Annotated in this window: 20 protein-coding genes and 1 pseudogene; 16 read left to right on the forward strand and 5 right to left on the reverse strand. The window is 38.0% G+C overall.

Features of this window, described 5'->3' with window-relative positions:
* Positions 1 to 8: 8 nt before the first annotated feature.
* Complete coding sequence (locus BLR27_RS04700; RefSeq protein ID WP_090700991.1) at positions 9 to 974, reverse strand: GDP-mannose 4,6-dehydratase; 966 nt, start codon at positions 972 to 974, stop codon at positions 9 to 11.
* 120 nt (positions 975 to 1,094) lie between these two features.
* Here BLR27_RS04700 and BLR27_RS04705 point away from each other — a divergent pair, with 120 nt between their 5' ends.
* From BLR27_RS04705 to BLR27_RS04715, 3 genes are read left to right on the forward strand one after another with little or no spacing between them, the layout of a single operon-like run.
* Positions 1,095 to 2,879 carry an aromatic amino acid hydroxylase gene (locus BLR27_RS04705; protein WP_090700995.1) on the forward strand — a complete coding sequence of 595 codons (1,785 nt, stop codon included), beginning with the start codon at positions 1,095 to 1,097 and terminating at the stop codon, positions 2,877 to 2,879.
* A complete protein-coding gene (locus BLR27_RS04710; protein WP_176767609.1) occupies positions 2,876 to 3,580 on the forward strand; it encodes an SDR family oxidoreductase in 705 nt (234 codons plus the stop codon). The genes BLR27_RS04705 and BLR27_RS04710 overlap by 4 nt, the downstream gene beginning before the upstream one ends.
* Positions 3,581 to 3,589: 9 nt before the next feature.
* Positions 3,590 to 4,084, forward strand: coding sequence for a hypothetical protein (locus BLR27_RS04715; RefSeq protein ID WP_090701002.1), 495 nt, complete (start codon positions 3,590 to 3,592; stop codon positions 4,082 to 4,084).
* A 971-nt stretch (positions 4,085 to 5,055) separates the two neighbouring features.
* On the opposite strand, the gene BLR27_RS04720 is transcribed toward BLR27_RS04715, so the two are convergent.
* Positions 5,056 to 5,394, reverse strand: a complete 339-nt coding sequence (locus BLR27_RS04720) for a single-stranded DNA-binding protein (RefSeq protein ID WP_090701006.1) — start codon at positions 5,392 to 5,394, stop codon at positions 5,056 to 5,058.
* A 163-nt stretch (positions 5,395 to 5,557) separates the two neighbouring features.
* Between BLR27_RS04720 and BLR27_RS04725 the strand changes: the two genes are divergently transcribed.
* The 9 genes and pseudogenes from BLR27_RS04725 to BLR27_RS04770 all read left to right on the forward strand — a co-directional run bounded on the left by BLR27_RS04725 (position 5,558) and on the right by BLR27_RS04770 (position 12,830).
* Positions 5,558 to 5,920, forward strand: a complete 363-nt coding sequence (locus BLR27_RS04725; RefSeq protein ID WP_090701009.1) for a hypothetical protein — start codon at positions 5,558 to 5,560, stop codon at positions 5,918 to 5,920.
* Between the two features lie 38 nt (positions 5,921 to 5,958).
* Positions 5,959 to 6,099 (forward strand): annotated as a pseudogene (locus BLR27_RS04730) (tyrosine-type recombinase/integrase); the annotation flags it as partial.
* Between the two features lie 123 nt (positions 6,100 to 6,222).
* Positions 6,223 to 6,882: a hypothetical protein gene (locus tag BLR27_RS04735; protein WP_221406294.1), complete on the forward strand. Its 660-nt coding sequence runs from the start codon at positions 6,223 to 6,225 to the stop codon at positions 6,880 to 6,882.
* 162 nt (positions 6,883 to 7,044) lie between these two features.
* Positions 7,045 to 8,343 (forward strand): amidohydrolase family protein, encoded by a 1,299-nt coding sequence (locus tag BLR27_RS04740; RefSeq protein ID WP_090701015.1) that lies wholly within the window; start codon positions 7,045 to 7,047, stop codon positions 8,341 to 8,343.
* A 343-nt stretch (positions 8,344 to 8,686) separates the two neighbouring features.
* A complete protein-coding gene (locus BLR27_RS04745) occupies positions 8,687 to 9,241 on the forward strand; it encodes an OsmC family protein (protein ID WP_090701018.1) in 555 nt (184 codons plus the stop codon).
* Positions 9,242 to 9,450: 209 nt separating this feature from the next.
* Positions 9,451 to 9,702 carry a type II toxin-antitoxin system ParD family antitoxin gene (locus BLR27_RS04755; protein WP_090701024.1) on the forward strand — a complete coding sequence of 84 codons (252 nt, stop codon included), beginning with the start codon at positions 9,451 to 9,453 and terminating at the stop codon, positions 9,700 to 9,702.
* The gene (locus BLR27_RS04760) at positions 9,695 to 9,994 is read left to right on the forward strand and encodes a type II toxin-antitoxin system RelE/ParE family toxin (RefSeq protein ID WP_090701028.1); all 300 of its coding nucleotides are present in this window, start codon (positions 9,695 to 9,697) and stop codon (positions 9,992 to 9,994) included. Before BLR27_RS04755 ends, BLR27_RS04760 begins: the two co-directional genes overlap by 8 nt.
* Before the next feature lie 1,219 nt (positions 9,995 to 11,213).
* Positions 11,214 to 11,762: a hypothetical protein gene (locus BLR27_RS04765; RefSeq protein ID WP_090701112.1), complete on the forward strand. Its 549-nt coding sequence runs from the start codon at positions 11,214 to 11,216 to the stop codon at positions 11,760 to 11,762.
* A gap of 609 nt (positions 11,763 to 12,371) precedes the next feature.
* Positions 12,372 to 12,830 carry a tungsten formylmethanofuran dehydrogenase gene (locus BLR27_RS04770; RefSeq protein ID WP_090701030.1) on the forward strand — a complete coding sequence of 153 codons (459 nt, stop codon included), beginning with the start codon at positions 12,372 to 12,374 and terminating at the stop codon, positions 12,828 to 12,830.
* A 295-nt stretch (positions 12,831 to 13,125) separates the two neighbouring features.
* On the opposite strand, the gene BLR27_RS04775 is transcribed toward BLR27_RS04770, so the two are convergent.
* On the reverse strand, positions 13,126 to 13,659 hold the full coding sequence (locus BLR27_RS04775; protein WP_090701034.1) for a hypothetical protein: 534 nt from the start codon (positions 13,657 to 13,659) through the stop codon (positions 13,126 to 13,128).
* Between the two features lie 30 nt (positions 13,660 to 13,689).
* A complete protein-coding gene (locus BLR27_RS04780; protein WP_090701038.1) occupies positions 13,690 to 13,911 on the reverse strand; it encodes a hypothetical protein in 222 nt (73 codons plus the stop codon).
* A 393-nt stretch (positions 13,912 to 14,304) separates the two neighbouring features.
* Between BLR27_RS04780 and BLR27_RS04785 the strand changes: the two genes are divergently transcribed.
* Positions 14,305 to 15,924 carry a sulfatase-like hydrolase/transferase gene (locus tag BLR27_RS04785; RefSeq protein WP_090701041.1) on the forward strand — a complete coding sequence of 540 codons (1,620 nt, stop codon included), beginning with the start codon at positions 14,305 to 14,307 and terminating at the stop codon, positions 15,922 to 15,924.
* 133 nt (positions 15,925 to 16,057) lie between these two features.
* Here the strand turns inward: BLR27_RS04785 and BLR27_RS04790 are convergent, their stop codons facing one another.
* Complete coding sequence (locus BLR27_RS04790) at positions 16,058 to 16,261, reverse strand: hypothetical protein (protein ID WP_143007697.1); 204 nt, start codon at positions 16,259 to 16,261, stop codon at positions 16,058 to 16,060.
* Positions 16,262 to 16,547: 286 nt separating this feature from the next.
* Between BLR27_RS04790 and BLR27_RS04795 the strand changes: the two genes are divergently transcribed.
* The 3 genes from BLR27_RS04795 (at position 16,548) to map (ending at position 19,770) form a co-directional block, all read left to right on the forward strand.
* Positions 16,548 to 17,156, forward strand: a complete 609-nt coding sequence (locus BLR27_RS04795) for a spermidine synthase family protein (protein WP_143007698.1) — start codon at positions 16,548 to 16,550, stop codon at positions 17,154 to 17,156.
* Positions 17,153 to 18,706 (forward strand): spermine/spermidine synthase domain-containing protein, encoded by a 1,554-nt coding sequence (locus BLR27_RS04800; protein ID WP_090701052.1) that lies wholly within the window; start codon positions 17,153 to 17,155, stop codon positions 18,704 to 18,706. The genes BLR27_RS04795 and BLR27_RS04800 overlap by 4 nt, the downstream gene beginning before the upstream one ends.
* 299 nt (positions 18,707 to 19,005) lie before the next feature.
* Positions 19,006 to 19,770 (forward strand): type I methionyl aminopeptidase, encoded by a 765-nt coding sequence (gene map / locus BLR27_RS04805; RefSeq protein WP_090701056.1) that lies wholly within the window; start codon positions 19,006 to 19,008, stop codon positions 19,768 to 19,770.
* Positions 19,771 to 19,815 lie beyond the last annotated feature (45 nt).

The raw sequence follows: 19,815 nt of genomic DNA on the forward strand, positions 1-19,815 counted from the left end.
CAGAAGAATTATTTAGAGTTATTTCTTTGATTATTATACCACTCGTAAAATCTGAGCAAGCCTGTTTCAAGTTCAGTTTTAGGGTGGTAGTTCAATAATTTCTGTGCTTTGCTGATATCTGCATAGGTTTGGGGCACATCTCCCGGCTGCTCAGGCTGACGGTCGATAATGGCTTGTTTACCGCAGATCTTTTCAATCGAATGAATCAACTCACTTAGGGTAACTGTCTGATGATTACCGAGGTTAATGATCTCAAAATCAGACTGATCATAATCAATAGCCGCCTCAATACCCTGAATGGTATCTTCCACAAAAGTATAGTCTCGGCTGGTTGATCCATCACCAAATACAGGGATTGCCTGCCCTTTGGAAATAGAATTGAAAAATTTATGAATAGCCAGATCAGGGCGCTGCGCAGGTCCGTAAACCGTAAAAAAACGAAGTGCTAAAAAACGGATCCCATATAAATGACTGTAAACATGCCCCAACATTTCACAGGAAAGTTTAGTTGAAGCATAGGGACTTATCGGCATCAGTTTTTCTTCCTCATGCCATGGCACATTTTCATTGATCCCATAAACACTGCTGGATGATGCGAAAACAAACTGTTTGATATTTCTTTGTCGGGCGAATTCCAGAAGGTTCTGGGTACCGGATACATTGACATCCTGGTAGAGAATAGGATTTTGAATACTTGGCCTTACCCCTGCTTTAGCGGCAAGGTGAACGATCACATCAATCTCAGAAAGTGCTGAAAGATCTGCCATATTCCTGATATCTCCTTCAACAAAGCTGAAATCTTCATTGGAAATGAAAGATGACATATTCTTTTCTTTCTGCTCCCGGCTATAAAAATCATCGAAATTATCCAGGCCAATAACCTGAACATTGCCCCTTTGTAACAAACTGTTAGTCAGGTTACTTCCAATAAACCCAGCTACACCGGTAACCAGAATTCGCTTTTTTCTATTCATATCAGGGTCAAAAATACAAAATTACCTCTTTGCTTTTGACAAAATATAGACCATCATAAAAACCAGCACCCGAAAAAATCCTTAACTTTATATTAGCAATTCTTGCAAGACCAATTAATAATGACTGCATTTAACGATTTTAATAATCCACAGGTTAAAAAACTGCCTGAGCATCTCAAGCAATTTATTGTTGAGCAACATTATGAACACTATACTCCCGTTGATCATGCTGTTTGGCGGTATGTAATGCGGCAGAATTATAGTTATTTAAAGGATATTGCCTATTACCCGTATATCCCGGGACTTGAAGCAGCCGGCTTGTCAATTGAAAAGATCCCGGATCTGCAGGTGATGAATGATGCTCTTAAAAAGATCGGCTGGGGCGCTGTTACGGTCGACGGATTTATTCCGCCTGCCGCATTTATGGAATATCAATCTTACCGGGTATTGGTTATCGCGGCAGACATACGACAACTCCATCACATTGAATATACACCGGCTCCGGATATCATTCATGAATCTGCCGGACATGCACCGATCATTGCCGATAAGGACTATCATCAATACCTGAGTTATTTTGGATCAATAGGAGCAAAAGCCATGTATTCGTCCAAAGATTTTGAGCTGTATGAAGCAATCCGCGAGCTATCAATTCTAAAAGAAATGCATGATCCTGATCCTGCAGAATTGAAAAAGGCCGAAAAAAGGATCAGCTTTTGTCAGAAAAACATCGGTGAACCTTCAGAAATGGCGCTTTTAAGCCGCCTGCATTGGTGGACCGTAGAATATGGATTGATCGGTACACTTGAGGATCCTAAAATTTATGGTGCCGGCTTGCTTTCATCTATTGGTGAGAGTAAAAGTTGTATGGATCCAAAGGTTAAAAAACGCTGGTATACCGCTGATGCCATAAATTTCCCGTTTGATATTACGCAAACTCAACCTCAGCTATTTGTAACGCCCAACTTTCAGAATCTTATCAAAGTACTGGAAGAGTTTGCAGATACAATGGCTTTCAGGCGCGGCGGATCAGAAAGCATACTCAAAGCTATTGAATGCAGAAATATATGTACTGCGGTCTACAGTTCCGGATTACAGGTCAGTGGGATTTTCCGCGATATGGCCATGGGCAGTAAAGATGAACTTCATTTCATTAAAACCAGTGGAGCCAGTGCATTATCGTACGAAAACAAACAATTAGCGGGACATGGTAAACAAGAGCATGCTCATGGTTTTTCTTCACCGGTAGGGCGACTAAAAAACCTGGACAGAGCACTTGAAAATGCCAGTGATCAGGAGCTTGAAAAGCTGGGAATTATACCAGGAAATAATGCACAATTAAACTTTTGCAGCGGCTTAATACTGAAGGGAACGGTCAGATCGATCGAAAGACGAAATGCTAAGATAATACTCATCAGCTTTTTGGATTGCAGCTTACAGAACGAACGGGGAGAGCTGTTTTTTGATCCCTCATGGGGAGTTTACGATATGGCCGTCGGTGAAGAAGTGGTTTCCGTATATTGCGGTGCTGCAGATAAGGATGCTTTTGAAGAAATTGCACTTAAAGCAACATCTGAAACCCGCCACCCTGTATATGATGCAAAAACAAAATACTATCATAGCTTGTTTGATACTGTACGAAGTTGCAGGGAAACACATACCGGGTACGGAGAGCTGGCGGATGTATGGAAAAACTTAAAACAAAATTATCGTGAAGACTGGCTCTGTGCGATGGAAATTTTAGAGATATTAGAGTTAGAGAATTTAAATGCAGCACTTGCCAGAGAGATCCGGATTGATCTGGAATTGAAAGCTTCCAATCAGCCTGAATTAAGCAACCTGATCCATAATGGATTTTATCTTATAAGCAGTGCGCAGGGACAATTAACAAACAATTTATCATGAATATTATAATAACCGGAGCAAGCAGTGGAGTTGGATTCGAGGCTGTTATAGAGCTGATAGGAAATCAGCATAATAAGATCGTGGCTCTGGCCAGATCAGAAGAAAAACTAAATAAATTACAGGAAATTGCCTTTGCCTTAAATCCTGACTGTACCCTTTATGCCGCTAAATTTGATATCGCACATGATGATTATGAGAATGTGCTCATCCCCTATGTAAAAGACCGTTTAGGAACTGTTGATGTTCTGATCAATAATGCGGGATCTCTGATCAACAAAGGATTTATGCAAAGTACACAGCTTGATTTTGCAGAAATGCTACAAAACAATCTTTTAGGGCATATCAAAATGATCCAGCACCTGGCTCCATTGATGCCTCCAAAGAGTCATATTTTAAATATTGGTAGTATGGGCGGGTTTCAGGGAAGTGTGAAATTCCCGGGACTTGCAGCTTATTCGGCAAGTAAAGCAGCACTTCATACCCTTACGGAATGCCTTGCAATAGAATTTGCTGAAAGGCAGATTGCTGTAAACTGTCTGGCATTGGGTTCAGCCCAGACAGAAATGCTGGAAAAAGCATTCCCCGATTATCAGTCGCCGGTTTTAGCCTTTGAAATGGGTAAATATGTTGCTGATTTTGCCTTAAACGGACATAAATTCTTTAATGGAAAAATAATTCCCGTTGCACATACTACACCATAATATTAAAGCATGAAAAAAGAACTTTATTTAGTACTCATATTTACAATTTTCATGATCGGGGCTTGTCGTACCGATTCAACAAAAGTAACTGATGAAAATACAAGCACAAAGTCCGCTGCTCTGGAAGATCTGGGTAAAACCCTTGTTGTTCCATGGATAGTAGAATTAAACGACAGCACCCAGATGATGGAGATCAAAAAAAATCCGGATGCTGATATGACCAATCTTGGTCCGGCTGATATTATTGACGCTATAAACTATAAATATCCCCAGATCAAGCTTGAGTGGATTAAACAAGAAGGTGATATAGCATTTGTGAAGATAGCAGATGCCAGATACCTAACAAGCGGATCAGGTACCGAAGGTGCGAAGGCCTATTTAGCCGAGGTTACATTTTCACTCACCGAACTGAAAGGTATCAAAGAAGTAAATTATAATTTTATTGAAGGCGATCATGCCCGTCCGGGAGTTTATACACGTGACGACTTTAAGGATTTTAATTAATTTATCTGCCAGATAACATAATAGTACCGATTAATTGATAGATCATAATTAATTAAAAATTAATGTTCACTAGTGTCCGGATAAAAATGTGAATTATCAATTAAAAATGAAATTATCCCGCTCTTGCCGCGGGAGAGGGCACTTCCTTTTCCCTTCAGCTGGAAAAGTAAGCAAAAGAGCCGCGGCTTCCCGGTATTTGTTGTAAATCCACCCTTTATCCTATCGGTGTAATCCAAGCCGTGTTAAGGGAAGTGAAATATATGAATGGATCTGCAACACTTCTCTGGATTACTTGAAGGCAGTGATTTATGATTGTTAATGCAAGGATAAAGTACGCCTTTACTGCCAAATCCCAGGAGGCCGATCTCTGCAGTCAGCAATACCGGTAATTTATGAACGGTTGTTACCCATCGCACTATCCCAGCTACCATTCATAACAGATAAACGGTTCCGAAGGACGATTCAATCCCCAGTGTCGGAAAAATCAAAAAATAGATGCAGTTTCTTTCAAATAACACTTCCGAGCATTAGATTTTGGGATCATATCCGGACGGCTTTCATATTTTGGTATCCCCCAAAAGCAGCGATCCCTGTTTTTTGATGTGTGGTGGTCTTGTGGCAAAGGGCGCCTAGGGATTGAAAAAGGCTTTTGGTTACTTTTGGCCTTCAAAAGTAACGAGCCCACCCGGCGATAGAGGGTGGCAAGGTTACAGGGGGGCTTGCTTTTCGAATTTTTAATAATGCACCCCATTTATTGCGTAAATGAAGATTTCTTGCTATTCCTTAATTTAACCGGACAGCAATGATTAATATTATTTCTTTTTATTAAAAATACGAATAGTGTCTTAAATATTTAAGACACTATTCGTACCTTAATAAGCAATGCATTGTATTAATGGACTAATTAAACCATTATTTTGGCATAGCTAATAAACTGCTGACCGCATCCTCAAAACAGCCATCCAGGAACATTAGGGTTTCTTACCCAGCATCTGAAGGTCAGATACCAGAATTTCTGTCACGTAACGCTTAACACCCTCTTTATCAGTATAAGAACGGCTGGTCAGTTTTCCTTCAACACTGATCTCTGATCCTTTGCGAAGATAATTCTCAGCCAGACCAGCTAACCGGTCCCATAGCACCAGATTATGCCATTGGGTCTCCTCTACCTTCTCCCCTTTATCGTTCTTATAGGAATCATTTGTGGCGATTGAGATATTGGCCACTTTCTTTTTTTCGCCTATGGTTTTTACTTCCGGATCATTTCCTAAAAATCCCATCAGGCGTACACTGTTTCTCAGATTACTCATCTTCTTAAAATTAATTGAACAAAAAATTAGGTCATACCACCCGGTAATGACAATTCGAAGTTGAGCATAGGGATAGAAATTAACCGCAGGATAAACGGATACATACGTTTATATCCGAATCAAAGGACTTATTGTAAATTCATTCTAATAGATCCAAAGGAATATGGAAAGAGCATGTTTAGACTGCGGCAATACGTTGAGAGGACGTACCGACAAAAAATTCTGCGATGATCAATGCCGCAGCAATTTCAATAACCGTATGAAAGCCGGGCAGCAATGCTGCATACGACCGGTAAACTCGATTCTGAGAAAGAACCATGCCGTACTTTCCAGGATGTGTAAGGGTGATAAAGTCCGCATCAAAAAAGACGATCTATTACTAAAAGGTTTCAACCCTGATTACCATACCCACCTGCATCAAACTCAAAATGGGAACACCTATTTTTTCTGTTATGATTATGGGGTATTGAGGTTGGATGGGGATATCTATCTGGTGGTGAAACGGGATAATATGGTGAAAATCTAATTATTTCTAGCCTTCATTGACCTGGACATAGCTACGCGACACATTTATTAGAAAATGGGACCAATTTGAGATACATCCAGGAGCTATTGGGGCATAATAGCAGTAAAACCACCGAAATTTACACGCACGTAAGCACAAAAAACATACAACAAATTAAAAGCCTTTTCGATGATCTATAAGTTAATTTTTTTACTTTAACTTTAAAAATTACAGATGACACTTATCAGACCTATCTCCCCAATTTGGGTAGGTATGACTGATTTTGTTAGGTATAAATACAAGTTAGCCTTAATAATTGACACATGACCAAGATTGAAAGAAATAAACAGACAGAACATCAGTTCAACGCATTTATTGACTATTATTTGAGTTTCCCAAGTTATTTGGGAAGTTATAAAAGAAGTTTTGACATATTGATAAAAGATGTTTTAGCTACTAATTCTCACGTTGACTACATAACCTATCCGTTACTATTCCTTGCAAGACATTGTATGGAATTGGGACTTAAAACGAACATCCGATACTTTGCTAAATATTCTGGTAAAGATGACTATGTTAAGGCCGGAACGCACGACCTTGAAAATCTCTTTAGGGCTTTCGAATTGCACGTAGAAAAAACATTTGAAAACCTAAAATCAAAGTATGGTATTGAAGTTGAAAAGGAGGACAAAAAATCTTTTAAAGACTTATGCAAGGAGGTTGAAAATTTAAATAGCACTTTTCACGCGCTTGACAAAAACTCTGACGCCTTTAGGTATCCTGTTGACAAAGAGCAGAACCCTTCTTTTAATAAAGGAGAAAGAATAAATATCATTGATGTTTCAGAGCTACTCGAAAAAAGTATGACCTTGTTTGTTCACACCGCTGACGTCTTTGCAAAATATACTGACTACGCTGACGAAATTGAGAATTACTATGAAGGGTTAATGAAAGAACAGTACGAGCAAAATATGCCTTACTGAAATCTTACTACCGCCAACAAGGGTTTTGCAATAGTGGGGCGAAACTGCAAAATTCAAGTTCAGTTCTTCGATTGAACTTTAGTACAAAATTGAAGATTTGTGCTTCGATTGACCCACCATCGCAAAGCCCCAAAACGTTTTACAACATTAAAAATACAATAGATGAAATCAAGAAAAATAGTAACATGTATTATAATTTTTATAATTGGAGTGTCATCCGCATTCGCACAGTTCAGTTTTGATAATTATGCTTTATGCCATTTGAATATTGTAGATGTCAACGCAAAAAGAATACTAGGGGATTATACCATTGTAATCCAAAACGGTAAAATCCAAAACATTTTACCTTCAAAAGATTACATACCAAATGACAGTGTTCAATCCATAGTTTTAAGAAATAAATTTGTAGTTCCCGGCTTAATAGACGCTCATGTACATTTTGCAACAGATCCTACTGAAGAAAGAAGGGATAATGCAGAAAAAGTACTCAGAGAGATGTTGTTAACCGGCATTACATCGGTAAGAGATATGGCTGGTGATGCAAGAACATTATCAAGTTTATCAAGAGATGCTTTAATTGGTGATATTGTGGCTCCAAACCTTTATTATTCTTCATTAATGGCCGGGAAAAAATTCTTCTCTGATCCAAGAACCATAGCTACAGCTCAAGGAGGAGTAAGCGGAAAGATGCCTTATATGAAAGCAATTGATAGTATATCCAACATGCCATTAGAAGTAGCTCAAGCTATAGGCACAGGTGCATCAGGTATAAAAATGTATGCAAATTTATCCAATAATGAGGTGGTGAAAATTGTGGAAGAAGCTAAAAGGCAAAATATTCCTGTTTGGTCTCATGCATCATTGCAATTAACTAAACCTTCTGTAATAATAGCAAGCGGTGTGATTGCTATTTCACACGCGAATATGTTGGTATATGAAAATGATCAGAATGAAGATTTAATAAAGTTCTGGAGTAACCATAAACCTGACGGAGATGAAAAGGAGTTTTGGGATAAAGAATTTGAAAAATTAGACTTTGCCGAATTATATAAATTAATGATCAAATACAACGTGGTTTTAGATGCAACAATTTCCGTATTAAAAATACAGAAAAATGACCCTCGAAGAGTTTGGGTTTACGAAATTGGAAAAAGAATAATTCAGCAAGCGCACAAAGCAGGTGTTCTAATTGGTGCCGGTAGTGATTCTGACCAAGAAACATTTGTTCAACACGAAATGAAGTTATTGGTTAATGAATGCGGTTTTACTCCATTAGAAGCCATAATAGCCGCAACTAAATATTCGGCAATGGCAACAGGTATATTAAATCAAGAAGGCTCAATTGAAATTGGCAAAAAAGCGAACTTATTTTTTTTAAATTCAGATCCGACTAAAAACATTAACAATATAGATGATGTACTTTGGGTAATTAAAAATGGAAAGCTGTATAATCCAAAATAAACGTTGTATAACACGGGTTTGGCAAAAGTGGCGGTTCAGTACTTAGTAGACAGTTTTGTGGTTAATCAAACATTGGTTCTCAGCATCCATCCCGATAGCTATCGGGATGGTGAAAATCGCCACCTTCGCCAAGCCCGAAACCGTTAGCGGCAAGTTTATGCGACATGCATCCAACTAGATTATTAAAAACCGAATAATGGACCAACAAAACTAAACAGCATGAAAAAACAAATTTAAATTGTAGCCACTTTGTGTTTCGACAGGACACAAACGATATCTGCTCTGCTGACAGTATCAAGTCAAGACTTAATAATTTTCACCTTTAATTAAACTCTTCACCATCATGACAAGCAACTCAATCATAAAAGAACTTCAACAACCTCTAATTGCGAGTTATATTGAAAATCCAGAAGCAGCCTGGATTACTGATATGGCTATTATAGAGGGGAAGAACCTAGACGACCCGCTTCATACATCTGTCGCGATTAATGAAGAACTTAAAGTAGATTTCCCAATAGGAGTTCATAGAGCAGTGGGAGGCCATCACGACTTCCCAAATTCAGGTGACTTACTATGCGCTGCATTAGCATCTTGTTTCGATACTGCACTTAGAATGATTGCTAACCGGCTACAGGTTACCCTGATTAAAACAAAGGTTATAGCCACAGCAAATGTAGATGTTCGCGGCACTCTAATGGTGGATAAAGAAGTGCCTGTAGGATTTCAAAGCATGGGTCTTGAAATCGAAATATCTGTATTCAATTCCGTTTCAACGGAGTTAGCAGAAAAGCTGATAAAAGCGACAGAAAGAAGTTGTATAGTATTACAAACCTTGCTACGTGGCACACCTGTGAATGTTAATGCAAATATTATTAAAACTGATAAAGAGTTGTATTGAAAAACCAGCCGCTAACATCACATTTGCAATAGGCGGGGTTTCGTGCTCCGCAGACAGTTTTGTGGAAGCTGAAAGTTTTGTGCTCCGCTTCAACATTTGTGCTGAAAAGCCCGCCCATCGCAAGTCTACAAACCGTTATGTGAGATTCCAAAAAAAATTCGTAATAATTTAAGAAGTTACCATTTTTTGGTAACTTAGCTAAAAAAAATATGGGACGAAATACCTCTATATCGCTTGGTAATCATTTCGAAAGTTTTATCGAACACAGTGTAAATGATGGAAGATTCAATAACGCAAGTGAAGTTGTCAGAGCCGGTCTTCGTCTTTTAGAAGATGAGGAAAATAAAATTGTAGCTTTAAGAAAAGCGATCAATGATGGAATTGAAAGTGGACGTGCAGTAAATTTTGATGCTAAAAAACATCTTGACGTTTTAAAAGCAAGAAAAAAATCAAATGGCTAAATATTATTTAACAAATAAAGCTGTTGATGACTTATCTGAAATTTGGGATTATACAATCGAAACTTGGTCTGAAATGCAAGCTGAAAAGTATTATGATTTACTTATGGCATCATGCGATGATTTAGCAAATAATCCAGAACTTGGTAGAAACTATGATATAGTAACGAAAGGAATATTAGGTTTTAAATCAGGTGAACATATTATATTCTACTCAATTATATCAAAGAACGAAATAGAAATCGCAAGAATTCTTCATGGAATGATGGATTTAAAAACACTAGTGTCCGGATAAAAATGTAAATGATCAATTAAAATTGAAATCATCCCGCTCTTGCCGCGGGAGAGGGCACTTACTTTTCCCTTCAGCTGGAAAAGTAAGCAAAAGAGCCGCGGCTTCCCGGTATTTGTTGTAAATCCACCCTTTATCCTATCGGTGTAATCCAAGCCGTTTCAATGACAGTGAAAGATATGAATGGATCTGCAACACTTCTCCGGATTACTTAAAGGCAGTGATTTATGATTGTTAATGCAAGGATAAAGCACGCCTTTACTGCCAAATCCCAGGAGGCCGATCTCTGCAATCAGCAATACCGGTAATTTATGAACGGTTGTTACCCATCGCACTGCCCTCAGCTACCATTCATATCAGATAAACGGAACCGAAGGACGATTCAATCCCCTGTGCCGGAAAAATCAAAAAACAGATGCAGTTCATTCATATAGTACCTCCGAGCATTAGATTTTGGGATCATACCCGGACGGCTTTCATATTTTAGTATCCCCCAAAAGCAGCGATCCTTGTTTTTTGATGTGTGGTGGACTTGTGGCAAAGGGCACCTAGGGATTGAAGAAGGCTTTTGGGCACTTTTGGCCTTCAAAAGTGCCGAGCCCACCCGGCGATAGAGGGTGGCAAGGTTACAGGGGGCTTACTTTTCGAATTTTAAATAATGCACCACATTTAACAGCGTAAATGAAGATTTCTTGCTATTATTTAATTTAACCGGACAGCTATGATTTAAAAAGTAAACTATAAGGAACCTCACATAACAGCTACTACAACTGATTTGGGCAATTGGCTTAATGGAAAGTTGATTTTGTATTTGGGATGATTTGGCAAATCCGAATAATGGACTTAATTTAGTCCCAAACCCGCTGTAGTACCAGAACGTTAGCAGTAATTCTGGGTGCTTATCCCTCATAGCGCAAACCGTCCTGGTTTTTATGCAAACTGCCAGCACCTTTAAAGCGTTGACAGTTTCTTTAAGAATAATTATTCTGTTTCAAGATTAATATTTAGCTGTCCTTTCTTTTCGGAAACAATAACATGTTCTTCAATATTGAAGCCAAGTTTACGTATCCATTCCCCCATTAGTAAAATTACAGGGATTGTTTCAGTAAATACTATTCACGATTTATTTACAAAATTTACATTTTTATTTACAATCCAAATCACTAAGTCCGAAAAATATCAAACTAGATTTGCAGTAGCAATTTGAAAGGATATGAAACATATGAAAAAAACCATCTATATGCTGATCTTACCGCTGGCTGTGGTGAGCGGACTAGTATTTGCTAATCATGAAATTAAAAATGAAACTAAGCCATCCCCAAAGCCGTTGTCCATTGCTGACAGGAAAGCCGCCCTGGATGAAAGGAAAAAATGGGAGGCTTCTCCTAACGGTATAAAGTATAAAAAATGGGAGGTTTCTCCTGAAGGTAAAAAAGTGCATGCCAGTTCTGATAAAATAAAGACGTACATAAAGGCTTTCACCAATATGGAGGCCGTGGTAACCTCTGTTACTTTTCAGCGCGCAAACGCGAAATCATCAGGACCAAAATGGCTTATAGTCAGGATTAATGGCGAAGAATACATGATGCAATTTATTCCTAAGGATTTTCAGCAGTTAAATAGCCTGAAAGTTAACGACAAAATAATTGTAAGAAGCCGCAGCACAGGATATTCGCCTAATCATCCATATTTGATTATATCGGGCGACTATATTGCGCGAAATAATAAGATACTTTTTAAACGTGACTTTAGCAAAAATAACCGTTGCTGAGGATTAGCTGCCTCGCGATTAGCGACAATGACAATTAAAACCGGCTCTAACGTCTCAAAAAACGCTAATAAATGTTCAAAGAATCTCCTGTAGAGCTACTGGAAACACTAGCAAAAACCATTAAAAGCCTGCAAATCACTGATCACAGGCTAACCGAGTAATTCTCAAAATGCCTTTCAAGTATAATTATGGATATTGGATTGATAACAATTTAGTGCTTGATGATTTCCGAAAACAATTTGCTGCGATAGAAATTAGCAAGGAAAATTTTGAGGAAAAGTGGAAATTATTATAAAAACTACTGCTAACAGCGCATAAGCGACCATTGCTTGTTTTCAGTAGCTTCAACTCTATTTTCACGAATAAACTTTTATGTTAGCGGAAAATACTCGTTTCCGCTCTCGCCGCAACGGCGCCTATGCGCGAAACGTTATAAACTATGTTAAACGACTGCTAGGTATGACGAAAATAACAATTCGATCCCGATAGCTATCGGGAAAATTTAAACAAATATTAATATTATGAAACCTGCATGAGCTTACCGCTCACAAACCGGAATGAATAAGCTCATGCAAGCTTCATAACCATTAAAAAACAAATTATATTCTGATGAAAAAGTTGCAATTCAAAGTAAGCATCAATGCACCTGTAACCAAGATATATGATTTTATGCTTGGCATTAACAGTAAATCAACTTATGAACAATGGACTTCTTTATTTAACCCTACATCTACCTATGAAGGAAGTTGGGGCAAGGGAAATAAAATTCTATTTATTGGAGTAGATGAGAAAGGAGAAAAGGGAGGAATGGTTTCCAGGATAGCTGAAAACATTCTCAACCGATTTGTTTCAATTCAACATTATGGGCTTTTAAAAGCTGATAAGGAAATTACAGAAGGACCAGAAGTAGAAAAATGGGCAAACGGATATGAAAACTATACCTTCGAAGAAAACAATGGGACAACAACCCTTACTGTTGACTTAGACACCACAGAAGATTTTTTAGATTATATGAACCAGACCTACCCAAAAGCACTCGACAAGTTGAAGGAACTTTGTGAAAAATAGCAATTTCAATCCCGATAGCTATCGGGATTAAAAAGACAAAGAAATAAACACAGCCTATAACAGCAGCTACAAGAAATTGGCAGTGAAGTGGTTATATGAAACTTCGTGTTTCGCATCAAATTCAGCGGTAGCAGACAATTTAGTGCTTCGAAATCACCAACTTCTTGTAACTGCCAACCGTTATACCCCATGCTCTGAACGACATTACTGACATGAACAAACAGACATGAATATTAAGTGTATTTCGGGGAAGCTTACAAAAAGGGGAAGGCTATATGGCCTGTATCTTAAAAAATCAGGCCACAGCAATAATCTTCGCACAGCCTCCATATTTAACCGGATTGACAACAGTATCTGTAAGCGGAATCCCCATCTGTATCCCCAGAGATAAGATCATTGTCATCTGATCAGTAAGTACAATCGTATCCTTTAACTTCACAGAAACATCCATTGCCTGAAATAGTTGGCTGGCATGAAACCAGTCGGTGTACACACTGCTGTTTACTATATTGCCTGCATGGTATCCCTTACCTATAAAACTCATGTCAGTGACGCAGCCCAGATTGACAATGAAACGAAACAGTGGATACTGTTTGGATAACATTAAATTTACGCCTGGCATTAATTCAGGAAACTGAATAAGGGCCTGTTTATGATCGCGGTCGAGACTGAATTGCAGCGGATGCCTGACCACACTTTCAAAAATCGTATTCCTGTTCAGACTGAAGCCTGTCAGCAAATGTTTATGATGGGTTAAAAAGACATTGCGCTCACCACGCGGACTTTCAGTATCCAAAAGCTGAATGGTTTTTGCCAGAGAGTTCAGCATAGGTGTATAATTATAATCCGCTAAAGGAGCTTAAGCCAGCATAGACCTGCGAATAATTCCACCCATTTTTGCACAAGCACTGAACTCGGTATAATTATCACGGGTAAGCTTAAAAGAAGGCGAATTCAGAATCTTCTTTTTATCGGCACCACCCTTAGTCCGAATAATGGTTTGGTTCATTCCCGGCAGCTTGTAAGCAGAAAGGTTTCCTAGTCCCCCGGAAAACTCAAGACCGTTTTTTAGTATAGCCATATACTGTAAGTAATTAGTAATAAACAATATATATAATTTAAATATAGATTAAGTATATCTGTTAAAAATATACCTTATATATACCTTAACTATACCTTGACTATACTTAAACTATACTTTAACTTATACCGACAGTACTATTTGTATTAGCCTGAAATAGCTATACAGGCGGCCTATCTGACAATTTCAGTTTGCTTCAATATAAAATTGAACGTTCCGGGTTAATTGCTTCTGAAATTTTCAATTTGGATTGGGTAAAAAGGGAAGGCTGCATTTTCACGGAAACTTACAATTTCAGCCCAAGTATTAACCCCCTTATTTATGATTACAAGATTGTTTTTAATTTTATATCCAGTACTTTAGGATGGTATTATAAAACAGGCTCAATTTCAAATGAACAACAAATTAAAGGCAATTTTATTTGTATTTTTTCTACTGTTCATTTTTATGTATGCTGACCACAGGCATTTTTTCGATATTCCACGAAGGCTGGAAGGCAGACCAATTGTATACCAACTGGTATTTTATGCTAATTACATTGGCTTGCTCCTGAGTTGTTTTATTTTTCTTACAGTAAAAAGCAAATTCATACGTATTGTATTTTGTTTGCTTTTTTTTATAACCTTATCCATTACGTTCGCAATGGATATTGCCCACGGCAATTCCTTCTCAATGGTGGAAGCTAACATATTGTTCACTGAAATACAATTTGCAGGCGAAGCGATGAACGCGTTTTTTTATCAGTATTTACAGGGAATTGGCCTGGCGCTGATCATGACAGCGCTGGTGGCCTTTATTTCTTATCGGTTTATGCCAAGAATTGATAATGTGTATGCCCTGATTCCTATCCTCTTTATTGCATACGCGGCTAAAATAAATTTAACTTCTGATTCATGGCATACACTTTTTCCGAGTGTTGTTAATGTGCCGATTGTTGCTGCCGATGCGTACGTTTCTATACCCCGGTTCGGTCCAAGAAAACCACCCTTTATTAAACCGGAAAATAAAGGTTTATATAAACACATAATCTGGATTATTGACGAGAGTGTTCGCGGTGATTTGATGAGCATTAACAATTCTCCAATACCAACTACCCCATTTCTTGAAAGCATAAAAAGCAATTATTACAATTACGGAATCATGTCTTCCTCTTCGCAGTTTAGTTACGGAAGTAACATGACCCTTCAAAGCGGGTTAAGGCTGGATCAGTTGCCAGATAGTAATTTGAATTACGGCACCAATCCGAATATATTTCAATACAGTAAACAGGCAGGGTACACAACCTATTTTATTGACGGGCAAAACAAAGAAGAAATTCCTACGAACGGGATGACCCACTATGATTTTGAAAACATCGATCATTACATACGTATCCAAAAAAATCATCCTGATATAAAATGGCCTGAAGTAGATTCAACCATTATAAAGTATATAAAAAAGGTATTAGACAGTAAGGAGAATACGTTCACCTATATTAACAAAGCCGGTTGTCATTTTGCGTATAATAATTTTTATCCCAAATCAAGAGAGGTGTTCAAACCCAGTTACAGGGGCGGCGAAGCATGGACCGATCCAGCCACGCTTAAAAACACCTATTGCAATTGTATTAGCTGGAGTGTAGATGATTTTTTCAGGAAGCTCTATCCTGCAACATTAGATAAAGATGCCATCATCATCTATACTTCAGACCATGGGGTGTCATTACTGGAGAAGGGCAGACCTGTGCAGGATACGGGGCCACTAAATCCACTGCCAGTTCGTGCGACGGTTCCTTTTCTTGTTTTTGCAGGCAAGGATCATCCTGAATTGTTTGAATTTGCTGAGAATAATAAAAACAGGCTTTCGCATTTTTCAATTTTCCCGGGAACATTGTTTTTGCTTGGGTACAACATAAACCAGATTACACAAAAGTATGGTGAAGGATTTTTTACAAAGCAGGAAAAAATCAAAAGAACTTTTTTCAGCGGGTCTATCTATGACCCCCCCAATTTTTACCTCAATAAATTTGAATGAAGAATGCTCAAATTAGTTAAAAAAAAACCCTTGAAAATTAATTTCAAGGGCTTTTAAATAAGATGATGTTTTTCGTGCAGGTAAAAAAATGCTCATTAGAAAGTTTAAGCTTCGCTGAACTTAGACGATCTGATTAAAACGCCTGTGATCCAGCAGATGACCCGTTGTTACCAAACACCGTATCTCCATGAGATAAGTGAGCTGGAACAGCTTGTGGAGCAACTTCAATAACAGCTCCTTTGTGATTGATTTTCACTAATTTACTATTATCGGAAACTGTGAATGCGGCAGCGGCGAAAACCACCAGGGCAGCTAAAATAATTTGAGTTTTTTTCACGAACAAAAGTGTTAAAAAATGTAAATAATTAGATTTTAGTATGCAATGTACAAACAATATATTTTTAAATAAAAGTTTATTTAATTTCACATAAAAATTTGAATTTAGATCTGGAATACTTCCATGAAAACCAAGCAGATCAGGAAGTAAAAGGATGCTTCAATTGGCTCGATGTATCCTCATAATCAAAGTTGAACTCAGGATGCAAATCTGAATTCGGGAACAATATAAAAAGTATATATATTTAAAAAATATAAAATTAACTATTCTTACAAAGATTAATTCATTGGCAAACGCTTCCATTATTTCCAGGCCCATTATCCGGTTGTTCTTTTTTTCGGGATTCGCAGCTATTATTTACCAGATTGTATGGCAACGCATGCTATATGCAAGTTTCGGTACAAACATAGAAGCCATCACCATCATTGTTTCTGTATTTATGTTTGGTTTAGGCTTAGGATCTCTTCTTGGCGGCCATTTATCCCGTAAATATAATACCAGCCTGATCCAACTTTTTGTAACGATTGAAATTGCCATTGGAGTATTTGGAATCTGCAGCAAGTTTCTTATTTCAACTGTCAGCAAGGCCTTTCTAAACTACCATGATGCGGCTTTACCGTTTATTATATTTATGCTCTTATGTATTCCAACTATGGCAATGGGAGCAACTTTTCCTGTACTGGTTGCTTATATTTTTAAGTCAAACCGATCGGTGGAAGAAAGTGTGAGTAAATTGTATTACATCAACACAATGGGTTCAGCCGTCGCTTGCTTCCTAACCATCGGACTTTTATTTGTTTTCTTAACACTTACACAGGTTTTAATTTTTGCGGCTTGCATCAACTTTGCTGTAGCAGCTATTTCCATTGTTTACCTTAAAAAGAGAATCGGATGAGGTTGCGTTTAGCTATATTAATTGCCGGGCTCACGAGTTTTATTAGTGTTAGCATGGAAATCATGTGGATAGAAATTATCTCATACATAACAAAAGGACATGCCGGAATTTTTGGTGCTGTACTTGGTCTGGTATTGACAGGCATTGCCCTGGGATCGCGTTACGGATACAGGAAGTCGAAAGATCAGGTAAGCTCGAGCGCGAACTTATTGCCTGAGCTATTGACCCTGGGTGCTACCATTAATTTTTTTGGCTTAATAGCTATATTGTTGTGGGTTAAAGTGCATGACGCATTTGTAGGATTGCTTTTCATTCAGGTAGTCGTGGTTTCCTATTATCTTGGTGCTATTTTCCCGGTCTTGTGTAAACTGGCAGTGAGCGATAAGGAAGAATCAGTAGGTCAGGAAACATCGTGGATCTATGCAGGAAACATCATAGGTTCTACTGCAGGGCCTCTTTTTACAGGGTATGTATTGATGGATAATCTAAGTCCCGCAATTACAATTTGTATCATGAGCGGCGCAGCTCTGCTCCTGGCTCTAATTATAATTAACGGAAACGTTGATGGAATTAAGAAAAGACTAAAGGATTCCATCTTCGTAGTCACTTTGATACTCCTTATCCCCATTGGATATTTGACGGTTCTATCGACGATGATGGAGCGATTTCATTTTCTTAGTTCGTTTGCGGATTGGACAAGCTTTCGATATCAGGAGCACAGCAGGCAGGGTATTATTACTGTATTACCGAGGCCTAAAGGTGCCGACGTTTTTCTTGGCGGTGGTGCATATGATGGCGATGTAAATACAGATCCTGAAAACAACGTAAACGGTATTACCAGATGTTACATGATCGGGTCCATGCATCGAAAGCCATCCAAAGTTTTAATGATTGGCCTCTCAACAGGATCATGGGCGCAGGTACTCGCAAATTACAAACTCATTGATAGTCTTACCATAGTTGAAATTCAGCCGGCTTATATTAATCTGATAAAAAAATACGGTGAAATATCACCCCTATTATCCAACCCCAAAGTAAAAATAATTATTGACGATGGAAGACGGTGGATGAGACGTAATCAAAACGAGAAATTTGATTTTATTGTCATGAATACTACGTTCCATTGGCGTGAACATAGCACCAATCTATTGTCTATTGAATTTCTTAGAATGGCCAAAAATCATCTGAATGAAAAAGGAGTCATGTATTGGAACACTACAGGATCGAAGGATGTGATGTATACCGCCGCCAATGCATTTAAATATGTGACATCAGTTGCAAATTTTGTAGCAGCAAGTGATGCACCTTTTGACATGACCAAAGCGGAGCGTGAAAAAAATTATCCTTACTTTTTCAGAAACTCAGTGCCTGCATTTGAAAAAAATGATTCAACAAGAGTCATAAGAAATAAATTAATTAATGCCGAACTGCCTGTACTTCGGGATTCTCTTCTGAAACAAAATTATTGGTTAATTACTGAAGACAATATGGCCTCGGAATATAAATCAGGAGTATGGAGCAGAATAATGAAATTCAAAAATAGTTTTTAAATTTGAGAATGAAATCGAGAGTCTAAAGCAGTACAAAAGGTTTCTTTTAACCTAGTAGATCTCTTACCGAACTTTTACTTTTGCAAGTACGATGGACCAGAACCGCCGGCAATAACAGCAGCTACCCAAAAGGCAGGTTTTCGTGCTCCAAAGGCAGTCCCGATAAATATCGGGATGTGGTTAATCAAACAATAGTTTTTCAAATTAAGTTGTGATAAAAGTCCAGCCCTTCGGGTAGCTCCAAAAAGTTAACAATCATACAATAAAACGTCACAACAAATTCTAAATCAAAAAGCACTATGTCAATAACAAATGAGTCAGAATTAATCGGAATGCAAAAGGCAAGCGAAGCAGTTGCCTGTACTTTGAAAGAAATGAGAAAATTTGCCAAACCGGGTATGACTACAAAGGAATTAGACAACTATGGCGGACAAATTCTTAATGACTTAGGAGCAAAATCAGCACCATATTTGACTTATGGTTTTCCCGGATGGACTTGCATAAGTATAAATAATGAATTTTGTCATGGCATACCATCAGACAAAAAAACACTTACTGAAGGTGATTTAATAAATATTGACGTTTCTGCAGAATTAGATGGCTTTTGGTCGGACAATGGAGGTTCATTTGTTCTGGGGAGGGATGTAAATCAACACCAAAAACTTATTGAAGCTTCAAAACAAATTTTACATAAAGCCATTCATAATATAAAAGGTGGGGTTCGCATTTCTGACATTGGATTTTTAATTGAGACTGAAGCTAAGAAAAGAGGTTACAAAGTCATCAAAAATTTGACAGGTCACGGAATAGGAAGAAGTCTTCACGAAGAACCAGGTGAAATAGCTAATTTCAGAGATAGATTTAATATGACAAGGTTTAAGAAAAACTCTGTCGTTGCTATTGAAACATTTATTTCCACGACTTCAACATATGCTGAAACTTTAAAAGATGGCTGGACAATGGTTGGAAATAAGGGCGGTTTTATGGCACAACACGAACATACTATTGTTGTAACTGACGGTAAACCAATTATACTGACAGAGATGAATGAAATATGGAATTAAGAAAAATTTTCCTCTTGCCGGTGTTTCACCGTACCGTAAAAACGA

Origin of the sequence: Daejeonella rubra, from assembly GCF_900103545.1 — a bacterium.
GTDB classification, from domain to species: Bacteria; Bacteroidota; Bacteroidia; order Sphingobacteriales; family Sphingobacteriaceae; genus Daejeonella; species Daejeonella rubra.

Coding starts and splice junctions, on each gene's coding strand:
- BLR27_RS04700 (WP_090700991.1), bottom strand. CDS start 974: ATGAATAGAAAAAAGCGAATTCTGGTTACCGGTGTAGCTGGGTTTATT.
- BLR27_RS04705 (WP_090700995.1), top strand. CDS start 1,095: ATGACTGCATTTAACGATTTTAATAATCCACAGGTTAAAAAACTGCCT.
- BLR27_RS04710 (WP_176767609.1), top strand. CDS start 2,876: ATGAATATTATAATAACCGGAGCAAGCAGTGGAGTTGGATTCGAGGCT.
- BLR27_RS04715 (WP_090701002.1), top strand. CDS start 3,590: ATGAAAAAAGAACTTTATTTAGTACTCATATTTACAATTTTCATGATC.
- BLR27_RS04720 (WP_090701006.1), bottom strand. CDS start 5,394: ATGAGTAATCTGAGAAACAGTGTACGCCTGATGGGATTTTTAGGAAAT.
- BLR27_RS04725 (WP_090701009.1), top strand. CDS start 5,558: ATGGAAAGAGCATGTTTAGACTGCGGCAATACGTTGAGAGGACGTACC.
- BLR27_RS04735 (WP_221406294.1), top strand. CDS start 6,223: ATGACCAAGATTGAAAGAAATAAACAGACAGAACATCAGTTCAACGCA.
- BLR27_RS04740 (WP_090701015.1), top strand. CDS start 7,045: ATGAAATCAAGAAAAATAGTAACATGTATTATAATTTTTATAATTGGA.
- BLR27_RS04745 (WP_090701018.1), top strand. CDS start 8,687: ATGACAAGCAACTCAATCATAAAAGAACTTCAACAACCTCTAATTGCG.
- BLR27_RS04755 (WP_090701024.1), top strand. CDS start 9,451: ATGGGACGAAATACCTCTATATCGCTTGGTAATCATTTCGAAAGTTTT.
- BLR27_RS04760 (WP_090701028.1), top strand. CDS start 9,695: ATGGCTAAATATTATTTAACAAATAAAGCTGTTGATGACTTATCTGAA.
- BLR27_RS04765 (WP_090701112.1), top strand. CDS start 11,214: ATGAAAAAAACCATCTATATGCTGATCTTACCGCTGGCTGTGGTGAGC.
- BLR27_RS04770 (WP_090701030.1), top strand. CDS start 12,372: ATGAAAAAGTTGCAATTCAAAGTAAGCATCAATGCACCTGTAACCAAG.
- BLR27_RS04775 (WP_090701034.1), bottom strand. CDS start 13,659: ATGCTGAACTCTCTGGCAAAAACCATTCAGCTTTTGGATACTGAAAGT.
- BLR27_RS04780 (WP_090701038.1), bottom strand. CDS start 13,911: ATGGCTATACTAAAAAACGGTCTTGAGTTTTCCGGGGGACTAGGAAAC.
- BLR27_RS04785 (WP_090701041.1), top strand. CDS start 14,305: ATGAACAACAAATTAAAGGCAATTTTATTTGTATTTTTTCTACTGTTC.
- BLR27_RS04800 (WP_090701052.1), top strand. CDS start 17,153: ATGAGGTTGCGTTTAGCTATATTAATTGCCGGGCTCACGAGTTTTATT.
- map (WP_090701056.1), top strand. CDS start 19,006: ATGTCAATAACAAATGAGTCAGAATTAATCGGAATGCAAAAGGCAAGC.